The organism is Nocardiopsis salina YIM 90010, assembly GCF_000341025.1.
Classification (GTDB): domain Bacteria; phylum Actinomycetota; class Actinomycetes; order Streptosporangiales; family Streptosporangiaceae; genus Nocardiopsis; species Nocardiopsis salina.
Window position 1 is genome coordinate 1 of record NZ_ANBF01000171.1, and the last position, 15185, is coordinate 15185.

Below are 15185 nucleotides of genomic sequence, written 5' to 3' on the forward strand. Positions count from 1 at the left end.
TCAGTGAGCACCCGGCCATGTCCAGGCTGGTCACGGCCTCGCCGACCTCCGGCAGTACCGGCTCCAGCCCCGCGCGGCGCAGGGCGGGGAACAGACCGGAGGCCACGACGAACAGTTCCTCGTACTTGGTGGCGCCGAGCCCGTTGAGCACGATCGCGACCCGTCCCGACGTGTCGGCCGGGCGCTCGGCCAGCAGCGGGTCGAGCAGGAGCGGGGCCAGCTCGGAGGCGCTCACGAGCGGCCCCTCCTCGATCCCGGGCTCGCCGTGGATGCCCAGGCCGATCTCCATGTGTCCGGGCGGAACCGTGAACAGGGGTTCCTTCTCCCCGGGCACCGTGCATCCGGCGAAACCCACACCCAGAGTGGCCGTGCGGGAGTTCGCGTGGCGGGCCAGGCGTTCCACCTCGTCGATCGGGTCGCCCCGGTCGGCGGCGGCGCCCGCGGTCTTGAACACCGGGAGTGTGCCGGCGATCCCGCGCCGTCCGGCGTGCTCCTCGTGGGGGGCCGAGGCCACGTCGTCGGTGACCAGCACGGTGCGGCAGTCCACGCCCTCGCCACGCAGGCGCTCCTCGGCCAGGCCGAAGTTCATCACGTCGCCGGCGTAGTTGCCGAAGCTGAACAGTACGCCCGCGCCCTCGTCGGCGGCGCGGCCGACCCGGTGGGCCTGCTCGGCGGAGGGGGAGGTGAAGACCTCGCCCACGACCGCGCCCGCGGCCAGACCGGGACCCACGAGCCCGGCGAAAGCGGGGTAGTGGCCGCATCCGCCGCCGACCACCACCGACACCCGACCCCCGGTCCCGGCGCTGCGGACCACACCGGATGCGCCGGGTACACGGGTCAGGTGGCGGGGGTAGGCGGCGGACAGACCGTCGAGCATGTCCTCGCGGAAGTCGGAGGGAGAGTTGAGTAGACGGGACATGACACGGGTCTCCTCAGGTGTCGTCGGGGGGTGCTCCGTCCGGGGTGAGAGCGCGCCGAAGGTGGGCGGCGGCCTCGGCGTGGTCGGACGCCACGTATTCGGCCAGGGCCAGAGCCTCGTCGCCGGGCGGGTAGTCGGGGTTGGGCAGCGCGACCACGCGGAGCCCCGCGGCGTGGGCGGCGCGCAGTCCGTTGCCGGAATCCTCCACGGCCAGGGGGCAGGGGCCGTCGCAGGGAGGGGCGAGGCGGCGCAGGGCCTCGGTGTAGACGTCGGGGGAGGGTTTGCCGCGTGCGACCTCCTCGCTGGAGACCGTCGTGGCGAACAGCTCGGCCAGGCCCTCGCGTGCCAGGACGGTGTCGATGACCGCACGGGCGGCCGAGGAAGCGAGTCCGATGCTGGTCAGTGCTGCTGTCCCGGTCACGAGCTCGCGGGCGCCGGGCAGGAGCGGGCCCCGGCCGTCCAGGAGCACCGCGCGCATGTGGCCGACGCAGGAACGCAGCACCTGTGCGGGGGCGACACGGATCCCGGAACGTTCGTGCACCGCACCGGCCACGTCGCGCGACCACTCCGGGCTGCTCATGCCCTGGACGCGCAGGGTGTCGGCGCGGGTCCACTCCACTCCGTGCTCCGCGCAGTGGGCGGCCCAGGACTCCTCCCACAGGTGTTCGGTGTGCACGAGCACGCCGTCCAGGTCGAAGACCACGGGGGCGGGGGAGCCGTGGGCCCCGTCAGCCGGCATCGGGCGCCACCTCCACCCGCACGTCGTGTTCGCGCAGCTGGGAGAGGGCGTCGTCGGGGGTCGCGGAGTCCACGATCACGGAGGTGAAGCGGTCCAGGGGCAGCAGCCTGTGCAGCGCGCCCCGGGTGAGTTTGCTGTGGTCGAGCAGCAGGTGGCAGGTGTCGGCGGCGGCGACCATCTCGCGTTTGACCGCCACGATGCGGTCCTCCTGGTGGTAGGCGTGGCCGGCGGTGACCGCGGAGGTGCTCACGAATGCCACGTCGAAGCGCATGGACCGGATGGCCTCGACACACGTCGTGCCCAGGAACGAGTCGTGCTGCACGTCGTAGGTGCCACCGAGGGCGACCACGTGCATGTTCTCGATCCGGGAGAGTTCGGTGAGGGCGCCGAGGTAGTTGGTGGCGACGGTGAGCGGGGGCAGGGCGGCCAGGTGGGGGATGATCCGGGCCGCTGTCGTCGAGTCGTCGAGCAGCACCGAGGCGCCCGGTTCGACGAGGCGCGCCGCGTGGGCGGCCACCGCCTTCTTGGCGTCGGTGTTGACCCGTCTTCGGTAGGCGACGTTGGACTCGAAGGTGCCGCTGGGCTGGGCCGTGGCCACACCCCGGGACTTGCGCAGCACCCCTTGCCTCTGGAGCTCGTCGAGGTCGCGGTGCACGGTCATGACCGAGACACCGAACCGCTCGGAGAGGTCCTGGGCGGAGACGGAGCCGCGGTCGAGCACGAGCTCGGTGATCAGGCCCCGGCGGTCCTCGGGCCCGGCGGGTCGGGCGTCGTCGTGGCCGGGGTCCCGTCCGGTCCGCTCGTCCGCGGTCTGGCCGTGCTTGACCGTCACTGTGGGCGTCTCCTGTGTCGTCGTGGTCGTCGTCCGCACATCTCAACGGGACGACCGTGATGTGTCAAGAGTCGGTGTTAACTTCACGCGCTCTCCTGTGAAGTGTCGGATGCAGACTCACCTGGTGAGAAGGGCGGCGTCCGGGTGTTCCGATGTCGACTTAACAAAATCTCGTGTGACGAACACATGTTGACACGAGAACTTCACTCGCTTAGGTTTCCTCATCATTGCGCCCTTATGAAGCAGGTCACATGTGCGAGGAGGTGCCGTGCCCGCCCCAGGACCGGCCGGAACGTGCGAGAGCGCAGCCCTGTGGTTGGGCATCGACCTCGGGACCCAGGGCGTGCGCGCCCAGCTCGTCGGCGGAGACGGCACGGTGCACGGTTCCGGGGGCGCCCCGCTGCTGCGCGGCCGGCGCGACGGCCCCCGCCACGAACAGGACCCGGGAGAATGGTGGGAGGCCACCGGGGCCGCAGTGCGCTCCGCTCTCGCCGACCACCCCGGACACCCCCTCGGCGCCGTGTGTGTCGACGGCACCTCCGGGACCCTGGTCCTGCAGGATTCCCGCGCCCGGCCCGTCGGACCCGGTCTGATGTACGACGACGCCCGCGCCACCCGTGCCCCCGCCCCGGCCCGGACCGAGGCCGCGCTGGACGACCTGGCCATGCACCTGGGGCAGCCGGTCCCGCCCACCTGGGCGTTGCGCAAACTCCTGCTCCTGGCCTCGGAGGGCCGCATCGGCCCCGGCGCCCGGCCGGCTCACCAGGGCGACCACATCACCGGGCGCCTCGTCGGGTGCCCCGTTCCCACCGACCCCACCCAGGCGCTCAAGACCGGCCACGACCCCGAACACGGATGGCCCCGCGCCCACCTCGACCGGATCGGGCTCGACCCCGCGCACCTGCCCGAGGTGGTGTCCACCGGGACCCCCGTGGGCACCGTCGCCCCCGGCGCAGCCCGGCACACCGGGATCCCCGCCGGCACACCCGTCCGAGCCGGAACCACCGACGGGGTCGCCGCCCAGATCGCCTCGGCCGCCCTCGCCCCCGGACGCTGGGCCGCCACGCTCGGCACCACCCTCGTGCTCAAGGGGTCCACACCCCGCCGGATCCACGATCCCGCCGGCGCCGTCTACAGCCACCGCAACCCCGACGGCGGATGGCTCCCCGGGGGTGCCGCGAACGCCGGGACCCGTGTGTGGTCGCACGCCCTGCCCGGCCACCACCCGGCCGACCTCACCGAACGCGCCCGCGACCTGCCGGTCCCCGGCGGGGCCACCTACCCCCTGACCGGCACCGGAGAACGGTTCCCCTTCGTGGCCCCCGACGCGACCGGCTTCGACACCGGACCCGGCAGCGGCGGCACCGACCCCGCCCAGCGTTTCCACCGCCTCGCCCACGGGCTCGCCCACGTCGAACGCCTCGCCCTCGACCGCCTCCGGACCCTCGGAGCTCCCGCACACGGGCTGGTCACCGCCACCGGGGGCGCTGCCGACAACACCTGGCTCACGCAGCTGCGCGCCGACGTTCTGCGCCGACCGGTGCTCGTGCCCGCGCACACCGGCTCCGCGTTCGGTTCGGCGGTCCTGGCCCGCGCGCCACGGGGCGCCCTGGCTGCCACCGCCGAGGCCATGGTGCGCACCGCACGCCGCCACGAACCCGACCCCGCCCGCGCCGATGCCCTCGACGAGGCCCACGAGCGGTTCCTGCACGCCCTGGCCGAGCGAGGCTGGATCGCCCCGACCCGACAGGCAGGCCGCCCATGAACACCGACGAGCCCCCGACCGAGCTGTCCCTGGTCCGACACGGCCGCACCGTCTGGCACGCCGAGAACCGCTACGCCGGCAGTTCCGACGTCGCCCTCGACCCCGTCGGCCGCGACCAGGCCGACCAGCTCGCCGCGTGGATCCGCGAACACCCCCACGACGCCGTGGCCTGCTCACCCCTCACACGCGCCCGCCAGAGCGCCGCCCCTGCCGCCCGCGCCCTCGGGCTCGCCCCCGTCGTCGTCCCCGGCCTGGCCGAGGCCGACTTCGGTTCCGCCGAAGGCCGCACCCTCGACGAGGTCGACCGCGACCGGCCCGGCACCGCCGCCGCCTTCCGCGCCGACCCCGTCGCCCACCCGCTTCCCGGCGCCGAGGACCCCTCCGCCGTCGCCACCCGCGTACGGCAGGCACTCGAGGACCTCGCCGCCGCCCACTCCGGGGCCCGGATCCTCGTCGTGGGCCACAACACCGCGTTGCGCCTGGCCCTGTGCTCCTGGCTCGGCATCCCCATCGCCCACTACCGGAGGGTCCTCCCCCGACTGGACAACGCGGCCCTGACCCGCGTCCGCGTCCCCCGCACCGCGGGCCACCCGCCCGCCCTGCTCGGCCTCAACCTGCCGACCCGGAGAAGCCCATGAAGCGACGCCCCCGACGCGCACCCCGATCGCCCCTCGACCCCCGATACCGTACCCCCGGCACACCCCGTACCCCCGACCTGTCCCGCCGCCGGGCCCTTCGCCTGTTCGGTTCCGGCGGTGCCGCCCTGGCCGGCGGGCCCCTGCTCTCGGCCTGCGGCGTCGGCGTCGGCGGCCTCGGGGAGGGCCACGCCAACGGGGCGTCCGAGGTCACCGGCGCCTTCGACTGGCGCAAGGCCGAAGGCGCGGAGATCTCGTTCCTGCAGACCCCGCACCCCTACCAGGCCGCCTTCCAACCGCTCCTGGAGGAGTTCACCGAGCTCACCGGCATCACCGTCAACACCGACCAGGTCGCCGAGGCCGACTACTACACGCGCCTCAACACCGAGCTGGCCAGCGGGTCCGGCAACTACGACGTGTTCATGACCGGCGCGTACTTCCTGTGGACCTACGGTCCGCCCGGCTGGATGGAGGACCTCGGGCCCTGGATCGGCAACGACTCCGCCACCAGCGACGAGTACGACTTCGACGACGTCTTCGAGGGCCTGCGCACCTCCACCGCGTGGGACTTCGAGGTCGGCAGCCCGCTCGGCACCGGTGGACAATGGGCGATCCCGTGGGGCTTCGAGACCAACGTGATCTGCTACAACAAGGCCGAGTTCGACCGCCGAGGGGTACGCCCCGCCGAGACCTTCGACGAGCTCTTCGAACTGGCCGTCGACCTCACCGACCGGTCGGAGGGCACCTACGGCCTGGCCTTCCGCGGATCCCGCTCCTGGGCGACCATCCATCCCGGGTTCATGACCCAGTTCACCCGCGAGGGCTGCGCCGACTACTCCACGGACGGCGGAACCCTGAGCGCCACCATGAACTCCGATGCCGCCGTCGGCTTCACCCGCAAGTGGATCGACCTGGCCCGCGAGGCCGGACCCACCTCCTGGACCACCTACGACTACCCCGACTGCACCGCCGACCTCGGCTCCGGCGCCGCCCTCATGGTCTTCGACGCCGACTCGGCCACCTACCCCCAGAACATCCCCGGCAACAGCGCGAGCGCCGGCGACCTCGCCTGGCACCCCGGACCGGCCGGCCCCGACGGCAACCTCGACACCAGCCTGTGGGCGTGGTGCCTGGCCATGAACTCCGCGTCCCGCAACAAGCTCGCCGCGTGGCTCTTCATCCAATGGGCCACAGGGAAGGAGGCCCAGGCCGAGGCGGTGCGCACCGGCGAGATGGGGTTCGCCAACCCCACCCGCGAGTCCGTCTTCGAGGAGGCGTTCAAACCCACCCTCGACGCCTTCCCCGGTTACCAGGAGACCTTCGAGCGGGTCATCGACTCCACCCGCATCCACTTCACCCCGCAGACCCAGTTCTTCGAGACCACCGAGAACTGGGCCGTGGCGCTGCAGGACATCTACGCGGGCCAGGACGCCGAGGAACGACTCGACGAACTCGCCGAGCAGACCACCGAGCTGGTGAACAGGGACTGAGACCGTGACACGCACCGACACCCCCCAGCGCCCGCCCGCGGGTGAGGGCAGCGTCCGGCGGATCTCCGCCCGGCGGCGGGCCTTCCGCCCCTACCTGCTGTCGATCCCCGCCGTCCTGCTCATCGCCGGGATCCTCTACCCCTTCGGCCTGGGCGTTTACTACACGTTCCTCAACTACTCGGCCATGGTGCCCGAACCCGTCCTGGTGGGCCTGGCCAACTACGCCGTCGTGCTCTCCGACCCCGTGTTCTGGGAGAGCGTACGCGTCACCCTCACCTATGCGGTCACCACCACCGTCGTCGAGACCGTGCTCGGCGCGGGTATCGCCCTGCTGCTGTTCCGCGCCAGCCTCGTCGGCCGGCTGCTGGAACGCCTGCTGATCCTGCCGCTGATGATCGCCCCCGTCATCGCCGGCGTCATCTGGGGGCTCATGTACAACCCCCAGTTCGGCGTGCTCAACCACATGTTCGGCCTCGGCTCCACCTTCGACTGGCTGAGCGAGGACCGCGCCCTGTGGTCGGTCGTGCTCGTCGACGTCTGGATCTTCACACCGTTCGTCGCCGTGCTCGTGCTGGCCGGCATCAGGTCGCTGCCGCGCGAACCCTTCGAGGCCTCGGCCGTGGACGGGGCGGGCGCGCTGTACATGTTCCGCCGCCTCATGCTGCCGATGATGTGGCCCTACATCCTGGTCGCCGTCATCTTCCGCTTCATGGACTCGCTGAAGATCTTCGACCACGTCTACGTGCTCACCGCCGGAGGGCCCGGTGGCGCCACCCGCACCCTGCAGATCGGCGCCTACCAGAACTCCATGACCAACCTGAACTTCTCGCTCGGCAGCACGTACATGTTCCTGCTCTGGATCATCGTCTTCATCACCGCCCGCTACCTCGTCGGCGTCCTGGGCAAGGCCCAGAGGCGGGCCGCCGGAACGGAGGACTGACCGTGGCCACCCGAGAGCGCAGGCCCGGCAGCCGCCGGTTCTCGCCCGCCGCCGCGGGCGCGGACCTGCTGCTGGTGCTGTGGTTCGCCTTCTCCCTTTTCCCGATCCTGTGGATGATCCTGCTGTCGCTGAAGACGCAGGCCGAGCAGACCTCCACCTACTTCCGGTTCACCCCCACGCTCGAGAATTACACGACCGTGCTCAGTTCCGAGGGCGAACGCATCACCAGCGTCGACTTCACCGGCGCCCTGTTCACCAGCCTCGTCACCTCTCTGGGCGCGGTCGCGCTGTCGCTGGCCATCGGGGTTCCGGCCGCCTACGCCGCCGGCCGGTGGGCCTACCGCGGGTCGGGCGACGTCATGTTCACGATCCTGTCGTTCCGGTTCGCGCCGGAGCTCATGGTGATCGTGCCGCTGTTCATCATCTACAACCAGCTCGGGCTGTTCGACACCGCCTTCGGCACCATCTGGGTGCTGCAGCTGGTCACCCTGCCGCTGATCGTGTGGATCCTGCGTTCCTACTTCCAGGACCTGCCCGAGGAGCTCGAACAGGCGGCGCTGCTGGACGGCTACACCCGCACGCGCGCCTTCCTCACCGTCGCGCTGCCGCTGGTGCGCCCCGGCATCGCGGCGTCGGCCCTTCTGGCGTTCATCTTCGCCTGGAACAACTACGTGTTCCCGCTGATCCTGACCGGCAGCGAGAACCCGACCGTGACCGTGGCCGTCACCCGCTTCCTCGGCGGGGGCGGCCAGGCCTACTACAACCTGACGGCCGCCGCCGCGCTGCTGGCCGCGCTTCCACCCCTGCTGGTCGCGCTGTCCATCCAGCGGTACCTGGTGCACGGCCTGTCCTTCGGGGCGGTGAAGTCGTGAGCACACTGGAACTGCGCGGGCTGGCAGCCCGCTACGGCAAGAAGCCCGTGCTGCACGGGTTGGACGTGTCCGTGGCCGAGGGCGAGTTCTTCGTCCTGCTCGGCCCCTCCGGCGCCGGCAAGACCACCACGCTCAAGTGCGTGGCCGGCCTCGTCGACCGCACCGAGGGGGCGGTCGTCATAGGCGGCCGCGACATGGCCGGCGTGGAACCCTACGAACGCAACGTCGCGATGGCGTTCGAGAGCTATGCGCTGTACCCGCAGAAGACCGTCGCCGACAACCTCGCCTCACCGCTGAGGTCCGGCCGCCTGGGCACCTGGACCGAGGCCGAGCGCGCCGCACGCATCGACGCGGTCACCACCACCCTCGGCATCGACCACCTGCGGGAACGCTTGCCCAAGGAGCTCTCCAACGGGCAGCGCCAACGCACCGCGCTGGGGCGGGTGCTCGTGCGGCCCGCCGACGTGTACCTGCTCGACGAACCGCTGTCCCACCTGGACGCGAAGCTCCGGGCGACCATGCGCGCGGAACTGCGGCGGCTCGGGGAGTTCTCGCGTACCACCACCGTCTACGTCACGCACGACTACCAGGAGGCCCTCGCCCTCGGGGACCGGATCGGCGTGCTGCGGGGCGGCCGCCTCGTCCAGGTCGGCACACCCGCCGAGCTCTGGGACGCCCCGCACGACACGTTCGTCGCCCGCTCGCTCGGCCAACCCGAGATGAACCTGCTGCCCGCCCGCGCCGACGGGGGAGTGGCGATCACCGGCGGCGGACTGGCGGTCGGGGTGGACACGGACGTGTCCGGGCCGGTCGAGCTGGGGGTGCGCCCGCGCGACCTCACGGTGACCGCCGGGCAGACACATCCCGGGGGCTTCCGGATCCGCGGCCGGGTCGAACTGGCCGAACGCCTCGGCAGGTCCGTGGAACTGAGCGTGCGGACCGAGGGCGTAGGGCCCGGCGACACGCTCATCGCGGTCACCGACGATCCCGACGTGAGAGAGGGGACCTCCGTGACCCTGAGCACGGAGCACACGAGGGTGCACGTCTTCGCCGGGGGCGGGCGGGCGCCCGGGCCCGAGGGGGACGGCCGTGCGGGCCACGCGCACCGGGTCGGCAACGCGCGGCCCCGGACCGACAGCGAGGGAGAACAGCGATGAGCGCCACCATGGAACAGGGGACCGCCCGGCGCCTCCGGCTGGCCGACCTGCACAAGACCTACCGCAGCCGCGGCCGGGAAGCCTTCGCCGCAGTGCGGGGCATCGACCTCGACATCGAACCCGGGGAGATGGTCGCGCTCCTGGGGCCCTCCGGGTGCGGCAAGACCACGACGCTGCGCATGATCGCCGGACTGGAGAGCGTCACCTCCGGCAGCGTGCGGATCGGCGAACGCGAGGTCGGCGACCTGCCCCCGGGCAAGCGCGACATCGGGGTCGGGTTCGAGAGCTACGCCCTGTACCCGCCGTTGTCCGTGCGCGAGAACCTCGCATACGGGCTGCGGGCGCGTCGGTCGATGCCCGACGCGCGTATCCGCGAACGGGTCGAGGCCGTCGCCGAACGCCTGGAGGTCACCGACCTGCTCGACCTGCGCCCGGCCGCGCTCTCCAGCGGCCAGAAACAGCGGGTCGCGCTCGCCCGCGCCCTGGTGCGCAACCCTCCCGTGCTGCTGCTGGACGAACCGCTCTCCCACCTCGACGCAGGGCAGCGCCAGCGGGTGCGGCGCGAGCTCAAGGTGCTCCAGCGGGAGTTCGGGTACACGACCATCGTCGTCACCCACGACCAGCTGGAGGCCCTGAGCCTGGCCGACCGGATGGCGGTCATGGACGGCGGCACCATCCAGCAGTTCGGAACACCCGACGAGGTCTTCGACCGGCCCGCGAACCGCTTCGTCGCCGACTTCGTGGGCGAACCCGCGATCAACCTCGTGCCGGGCGAGGCCGCCGACGGCGCGGTCGACGTGGCCGGTGCCGGGCGGTTGCCTGTCACCGTGGCCGCCTCCGGGCCGGTCGAGCTGGGGCTGCGACCGCAGGACTGTCGGCTGTCCGCCGAGGACACGGCGGGGGAGGGGCCGGCCGCCACCGTCGAGGTCCTGGAGGACCTCATGGAGTTCGGGCTCGCCACCGTCGCGCTCGACGGAGGCGGTGCGCGGATGGTGGTGCAGACCGAGGGCGGCGCCTCGTGGTCGGCCGGCGACCGGTGCCGGGTGCAGGCCCCTGGCGAGCGCGTGCACGTGTTCGCCCCCGACACGGGGGAGCGGCTCGCGTGACGGAACAACACAGGCAGAACGGGCCGCGCGTGGTGTGCGCGGGGGACGGGTTCATCTCCGCGGCCCTCCTCGCACGTGCGCTCGAACACGAGCTGCCCGGCGTGCGCACCGAGCTCACCGACTCCGGGTGGCCGACCGAACCCTTCACCGGCGTGGACGGCGTACGGGAGGCCTCCGGCGACCCACGGGTCCTCGCCGAGCTCGTGCGAGGCGCAGACGCCCTGGTCACCCACCTGGGGCCGGTCACCGCGGACGTCATCGAGGCAGGGGACGGAACGCTCCGGGCCATCGGCGTGACACGCGGGGGCCCGGTCAACGTCGACACCGCGGCCGCGGAGCGCGCGGGGATCCCCGTCCTCAACCTGCCCGGACGCAACCTGGGCGCGGTCGCCGAGTACTGCGTCGGCTCCATGATCACGGCCCTGCGCGGACTGCCCTCCGCGGCAGCACGACTGTCGGCCGGGTCCTGGGACGCAGAGGGCTTCCGGTACGAACGCACCGGCCCCGAGCTCCGGGCGTGCACGGTCGGTCTCGTCGGCATGGGGGCCGTCGGTCGCCGCGTCGCCGAGATCCTGGGGGCGTTCAGGAGCACGGTCCTCGCCCACGACCCCTACGCCGACCCGGACGAGGCGCGTCGGGCCGGGGTGCGCCTCGTGTCCTTGCCCGAACTGCTCGCCGAGAGTGACGTGGTCAGCCTGCACGCCCGCCTCACCGACCAGACCCGGCACGTGATCGGAGCCGAAGCACTGGCCACCATGCGCTCCGGGGCCCTGCTGGTCAACACCGCCCGGGGAGAGCTCGTGGACCACCGTGCGTTGGAGCGAGCGCTCGAGTCCGGACATCTGCGCGGGGCGGTGCTCGACGTCTTCGACCCCGAGCCGCCCGCTCCAGGGGACACGCTCACGGCCCGCCCCGAGGTGTGGGCCACCCCGCACCTGGCCGGGGCGTCGACGCAGGTGGCTGAGGAATCGGCGGGGCGTATCGCCCGGGAGGTCGTGAGGGTTCTGCGTTCGCGTTCGTGAGGTCGTTGGCGGGGGTGGCGGTTCGTCTGGGCCGGGATCTTAGCCCGGCCGGGCCTGCACGCAACCCTCGTCGGCGCCACCCCCGGTTCTTTCTCTTGGCGGGAAGGGTGTCGGTGTTGTGGTGGGTTGGGCCCGGGCGACTCGGGGTGTGCGCTCCGGCCCTGTCCCCGGGCTCACCCGACCCATCTCGACGAACCCCTCTTCACCCCCGAGGCCCCCGCCCGCAGCCAAAGGAATGGTGGGCACGGCTATCCCCCTGGGGCGCGGCATTGCCACCAACGGTCGGGGTGTGGATTGGTGGCTCGCTCCTGCGACAGCACAGGCCGCCCCGGTACTCCCGGCGGGGCATTGAGTGCCGGGGGTGGCACGCGTGCGGGCATCCTCCTGCTGAGGTTCTTGCTACTGGAGCAGACCTCAGCGCTGAGGTCTGCTCCAGTAGCAAGGTCGGCCGGGTGAGACGGGTGCCCGGCTCCGTGTCGTTGTTAGTGCCCACAACAGCACTGACAACGTTTTCGGGTGCTCATAACAGCACTAACAACGACCGCCAGCGGCAGCTCGGCCACCGAGCTGGGCCCCGGCCCCGAGGCAACACCACAGAACACCCCAAGAACCCGATCTCCCGAAAACCCCGCCCCGAGAAACCCGACCTCCCAAGAACCCGTCCCACGTCCGAGCCTCTGGATGCCGTACCGCCCTTTCGTCCCCGACAGGTGCCCCTTCACGCCCCCGGCAGGTGCACCTCGAGCGCGATCGCCAGGGCCAGGCGCCGGTCCGGGTCGTCCAGGTCCAGGGCCGCGACCCCTGACATACGGCGCATCCGGTTGCGCACCGTGTTCGGGTGGACCTCCAACATCCGCGCCGCCTCGACCGGGTCGCCCTGCGCGCGCAGCCATGCCCGCAACGTCGGGACGAACCGGGTCCCGTGCGCGCCGTCGTGCCGTGCCAGGTCGGCGACGGGGCCGTCGGCCGGGCGCCGCCCCGAGGCCGAGGACGTGCGCAAACGGTGCAGCAACACCTCGTCCCACGACTCGTCGTAGGCCACGACCTCCCGCTCCGGACGCACCGACTGCAACGCCAGGCTCTCGTCCGCCTCCCGCCGGCTCTCCGACAGCCGCGCCGGGTCCGCCGGTCCGCCGATGCCCGCGTGCACCTCCACGTGCGCGGGCAGGCCCCGGACGGTCTCGGCCAGCCACTCCCGGGCCGCGGTGCTGTCGGCGCCGCACGGGAGCACCGTGTAGACCGTGCTCCCGAACACCGTGCTCCGCCCCGGACGCGACCACCCGAACCCGGTCGTGGCCCGCTCGAACGCCACCAGCGTCGCCGCGTGCCGCTCCTCCGGGGTGTGCGCCTGCAACGCGACGACCCGGTGCGGCGCTGCTGTCAGCCCCAATCGGACCGCAGCTTCCGTGGGGTCGGTCCCGCCCTCCAACAAGCGGCCGACCAGGTCCGACTCCACCTGCCGTTCCAGGTCGGCGCTGACCCGCGTCCGCAGCAGATGGAGCGCGACGGTACGCGCCCCCTCCACCAATGACCGGGCGTGCTCGGCCGACAACGGCCCCGAGCACGACAGCCACAGCGACCCCAGGAACTCCCGGCCGATCCGCACCGCCACCGCTGTTCGGGCCCCCATCCCGTGTTCCTCCGCGGGAGGCACGTACACGGGTTCGTCGGAGGCTGCCAACCGCGCGTGCACCCCGGCGCTCGACAGGTGGTCGCGCAGACCTTCGGGTACCCGGCGTCCGAGGATCGTGTCCAACCGGGCCCGGTCGGCCGAACCCTGGAGCGCGGAGTAGGCCAACACCCTGGAACGCGGATCCTCGATCGTCAACGGCCCGCCCACGCGAGCGGCGATGCTGTCGGCCAGCGTGGGCATGTCGCTGGGCCCACGCCCGGACTCGGTCTCACTGCCCTCGAGCACCATCCCGAAGACGATCCCGGCGACCTGGCTCCAGGAGACCTCCGGGGCCACCCACAGCAGGACCACCCCGTGTTCGCGGGCCGCCCCGAGCGCGGGCCCGTCGGGTTCCCCGGCCCCGGTGCGCACCATGACCGCAGAGGCGCCGGCGTCGTGGGCCAACCCCACGGCGCGCACGGGGTCGCGCTCTCCCACGGCCAAGAGCACATCGCCGGGTTCGGTGGTCTCCTCGGACGGGTCGTGCACCGCCACGCTGCGCACGACCGTCCCCTCGGGGATCCGCGGCCCGGCCGGCCGGGCCCCGTACACACCGAGGATCGTCACCAGGCGTTCCAGCAGGACCACCGCACACCCCCGTCTCACCGCGCCGACAGGCCCCTGTTGTGGGAGCTCCACACGAGGCTAGCCAAAGATTGTGCGCATCGGACAACGGTCGACGGCCGGATCCCGAGCACACTCGGATGGACCCCGGTTGACGTGGGTCCATTCGCAGTGTCCGCTGTCCGTCCTGAGGAGAACGAGCATGGCCGCATCGGCTGTGGGCGCGCCCCGCGCCGCGACCGTCGTCGGCGCCGGTGTCGTCGGTCTGTCGACCGCCTGGTACCTGCAGGAACACGGGATCGAGGTGACCGTGCTCGAGCGCGACCGGGTCGCCTCCGGGGCCTCGTGGGGCAACGCCGGATGGCTCTCGCCCGCGCTCGCCGTGCCGCTCAACACACCGGGCGCGCTCGCGCACGGGGCGCGGTCCCTCGTCGACCCGCACCACCCGCTGTCCGTGCCCCGGTTCCCGGGCGCGGAGCTCGCCCGCTTCCTCACGCTGTTCGCGGCGAACTCCACCCACGCGGCGCACCACCGGGCACTGCTCGGCAACGCCCAGCTGAGCCGTGCCTCCCACGAGGCCTTCGACGAGCTCCTCGACGGCGGTGTCGGCGCGGTGATCGAGGAGGCGCCCATCACCGCGCTGTTCTTCTCCGAGAAACGCGCGTTGGGCCTGGTCTCGGAGCTGCGCGAGGTGGAGGCGGCCGGCATTCCCGCCGGCTTCACCCCGCTCGGGGCGCGCGAGGTCGACGAACTGGTCCCCGTGGCCTCCGACCGGGTCCGGGCGGGCGTGCGCATCCACGGCCAGCGACACCTCAACCCGGCGCTGTTCACGCATGCCCTCGCCGATTCCGTGCGCTCCCGGGGCGGTCGGATCGTCGAAGGTTTCCCGGTCGCGGCCGTGCGGCCCCCGTCCCGCAAGGGGGACACCTTCACCATCACCTCCGAACACGGCGAGACGGAGAGCGCCTCGACCCTCGTCGCCGCCACGGGGGCGTGGCTGGGCCGGAGAGCGCGACGGTGGGGCGTGCGCACGCCGGTCGCCGCGGGCCGGGGCTACAGCTTCACAGCCGGAACGGACCGCCCGGTTCCCGACCCGGTCTACCTGCCCGAGGCACGGGTGGCGTGCACGCCGCTCAAGGAGGGGATGCGGGTGGCCGGAACCATGGAGTTCGCCGAGCCCGACGCCCCCGCCGACCACGCGCGGGTGGAGGCGGTCGTCCGCACCGCGGCGCCCTACCTGGACGGCGTCGGCCTGGAGGAACGCGTCGACACCTGGGTCGGGCCCCGGCCGGTCTCCGCCGACGGGCTGCCCCTGGTGGGGCCCACCCGCGTGCCCGGACTGTACGTCGCCGGCGGCCACGGCATGTGGGGACTCACCCACGGCCCCGCGACCGGACGCCTGCTGGCGCGCGCCGTCGCCACCGGGACCGTTCCGCCGGAACTGGGGCCGTTCGACCCCACCCGCTGACCCG

Annotated in this window: 13 protein-coding genes; 9 read left to right on the forward strand and 4 right to left on the reverse strand. The window is 72.6% G+C overall.

The window, feature by feature from the left end:
• From D474_RS0119275 to D474_RS0119285, 3 genes are all read right to left on the reverse strand, one after another.
• Positions 1-919 (reverse strand): dihydroxyacetone kinase subunit DhaK (locus D474_RS0119275; protein WP_017615145.1); only part of this gene is annotated, 919 nt, incomplete at its 3' end.
• Between the two features lie 13 nt (positions 920-932).
• Positions 933-1658, reverse strand: a complete 726-nt coding sequence (locus D474_RS0119280; RefSeq protein WP_017615146.1) for an HAD family hydrolase — start codon at positions 1656-1658, stop codon at positions 933-935.
• Positions 1648-2490: a DeoR/GlpR family DNA-binding transcription regulator gene (locus D474_RS0119285; protein WP_017615147.1), complete on the reverse strand. Its 843-nt coding sequence runs from the start codon at positions 2488-2490 to the stop codon at positions 1648-1650. The genes D474_RS0119280 and D474_RS0119285 overlap by 11 nt, the downstream gene beginning before the upstream one ends.
• Positions 2491-2758: 268 nt before the next feature.
• Here D474_RS0119285 and D474_RS29345 point away from each other — a divergent pair, with 268 nt between their 5' ends.
• Genes D474_RS29345 through D474_RS29350 form a run of 8 tightly spaced genes read left to right on the forward strand, consistent with a single transcriptional unit; the run spans position 2759 to position 11477 of the window.
• Positions 2759-4255: an FGGY-family carbohydrate kinase gene (locus D474_RS29345; protein ID WP_017615148.1), complete on the forward strand. Its 1497-nt coding sequence runs from the start codon at positions 2759-2761 to the stop codon at positions 4253-4255.
• Complete coding sequence (locus tag D474_RS0119295; protein WP_017615149.1) at positions 4252-4893, forward strand: histidine phosphatase family protein; 642 nt, start codon at positions 4252-4254, stop codon at positions 4891-4893. Before D474_RS29345 ends, D474_RS0119295 begins: the two co-directional genes overlap by 4 nt.
• A complete protein-coding gene (locus D474_RS0119300) occupies positions 4890-6380 on the forward strand; it encodes an ABC transporter substrate-binding protein (protein WP_017615150.1) in 1491 nt (496 codons plus the stop codon). Before D474_RS0119295 ends, D474_RS0119300 begins: the two co-directional genes overlap by 4 nt.
• A gap of 4 nt (positions 6381-6384) precedes the next feature.
• Complete coding sequence (locus D474_RS0119305; protein ID WP_017615151.1) at positions 6385-7320, forward strand: carbohydrate ABC transporter permease; 936 nt, start codon at positions 6385-6387, stop codon at positions 7318-7320.
• Positions 7321-7322: 2 nt separating this feature from the next.
• The gene (locus D474_RS0119310; RefSeq protein WP_017615152.1) at positions 7323-8192 is read left to right on the forward strand and encodes a carbohydrate ABC transporter permease; all 870 of its coding nucleotides are present in this window, start codon (positions 7323-7325) and stop codon (positions 8190-8192) included.
• Positions 8189-9349: an ABC transporter ATP-binding protein gene (locus D474_RS0119315; RefSeq protein WP_017615153.1), complete on the forward strand. Its 1161-nt coding sequence runs from the start codon at positions 8189-8191 to the stop codon at positions 9347-9349. Before D474_RS0119310 ends, D474_RS0119315 begins: the two co-directional genes overlap by 4 nt.
• Complete coding sequence (locus tag D474_RS0119320) at positions 9346-10455, forward strand: ABC transporter ATP-binding protein (RefSeq protein WP_017615154.1); 1110 nt, start codon at positions 9346-9348, stop codon at positions 10453-10455. The genes D474_RS0119315 and D474_RS0119320 overlap by 4 nt, the downstream gene beginning before the upstream one ends.
• Positions 10452-11477, forward strand: a complete 1026-nt coding sequence (locus D474_RS29350) for an NAD(P)-dependent oxidoreductase (protein WP_017615155.1) — start codon at positions 10452-10454, stop codon at positions 11475-11477. Before D474_RS0119320 ends, D474_RS29350 begins: the two co-directional genes overlap by 4 nt.
• Before the next feature lie 718 nt (positions 11478-12195).
• On the opposite strand, the gene D474_RS0119330 is transcribed toward D474_RS29350, so the two are convergent.
• Positions 12196-13737, reverse strand: a complete 1542-nt coding sequence (locus D474_RS0119330) for a PucR family transcriptional regulator (protein ID WP_017615156.1) — start codon at positions 13735-13737, stop codon at positions 12196-12198.
• Between the two features lie 178 nt (positions 13738-13915).
• Here D474_RS0119330 and D474_RS0119335 point away from each other — a divergent pair, with 178 nt between their 5' ends.
• On the forward strand, positions 13916-15181 hold the full coding sequence (locus tag D474_RS0119335; protein WP_017615157.1) for an NAD(P)/FAD-dependent oxidoreductase: 1266 nt from the start codon (positions 13916-13918) through the stop codon (positions 15179-15181).
• The last annotated feature ends 4 nt before the right edge of the window (positions 15182-15185 follow it).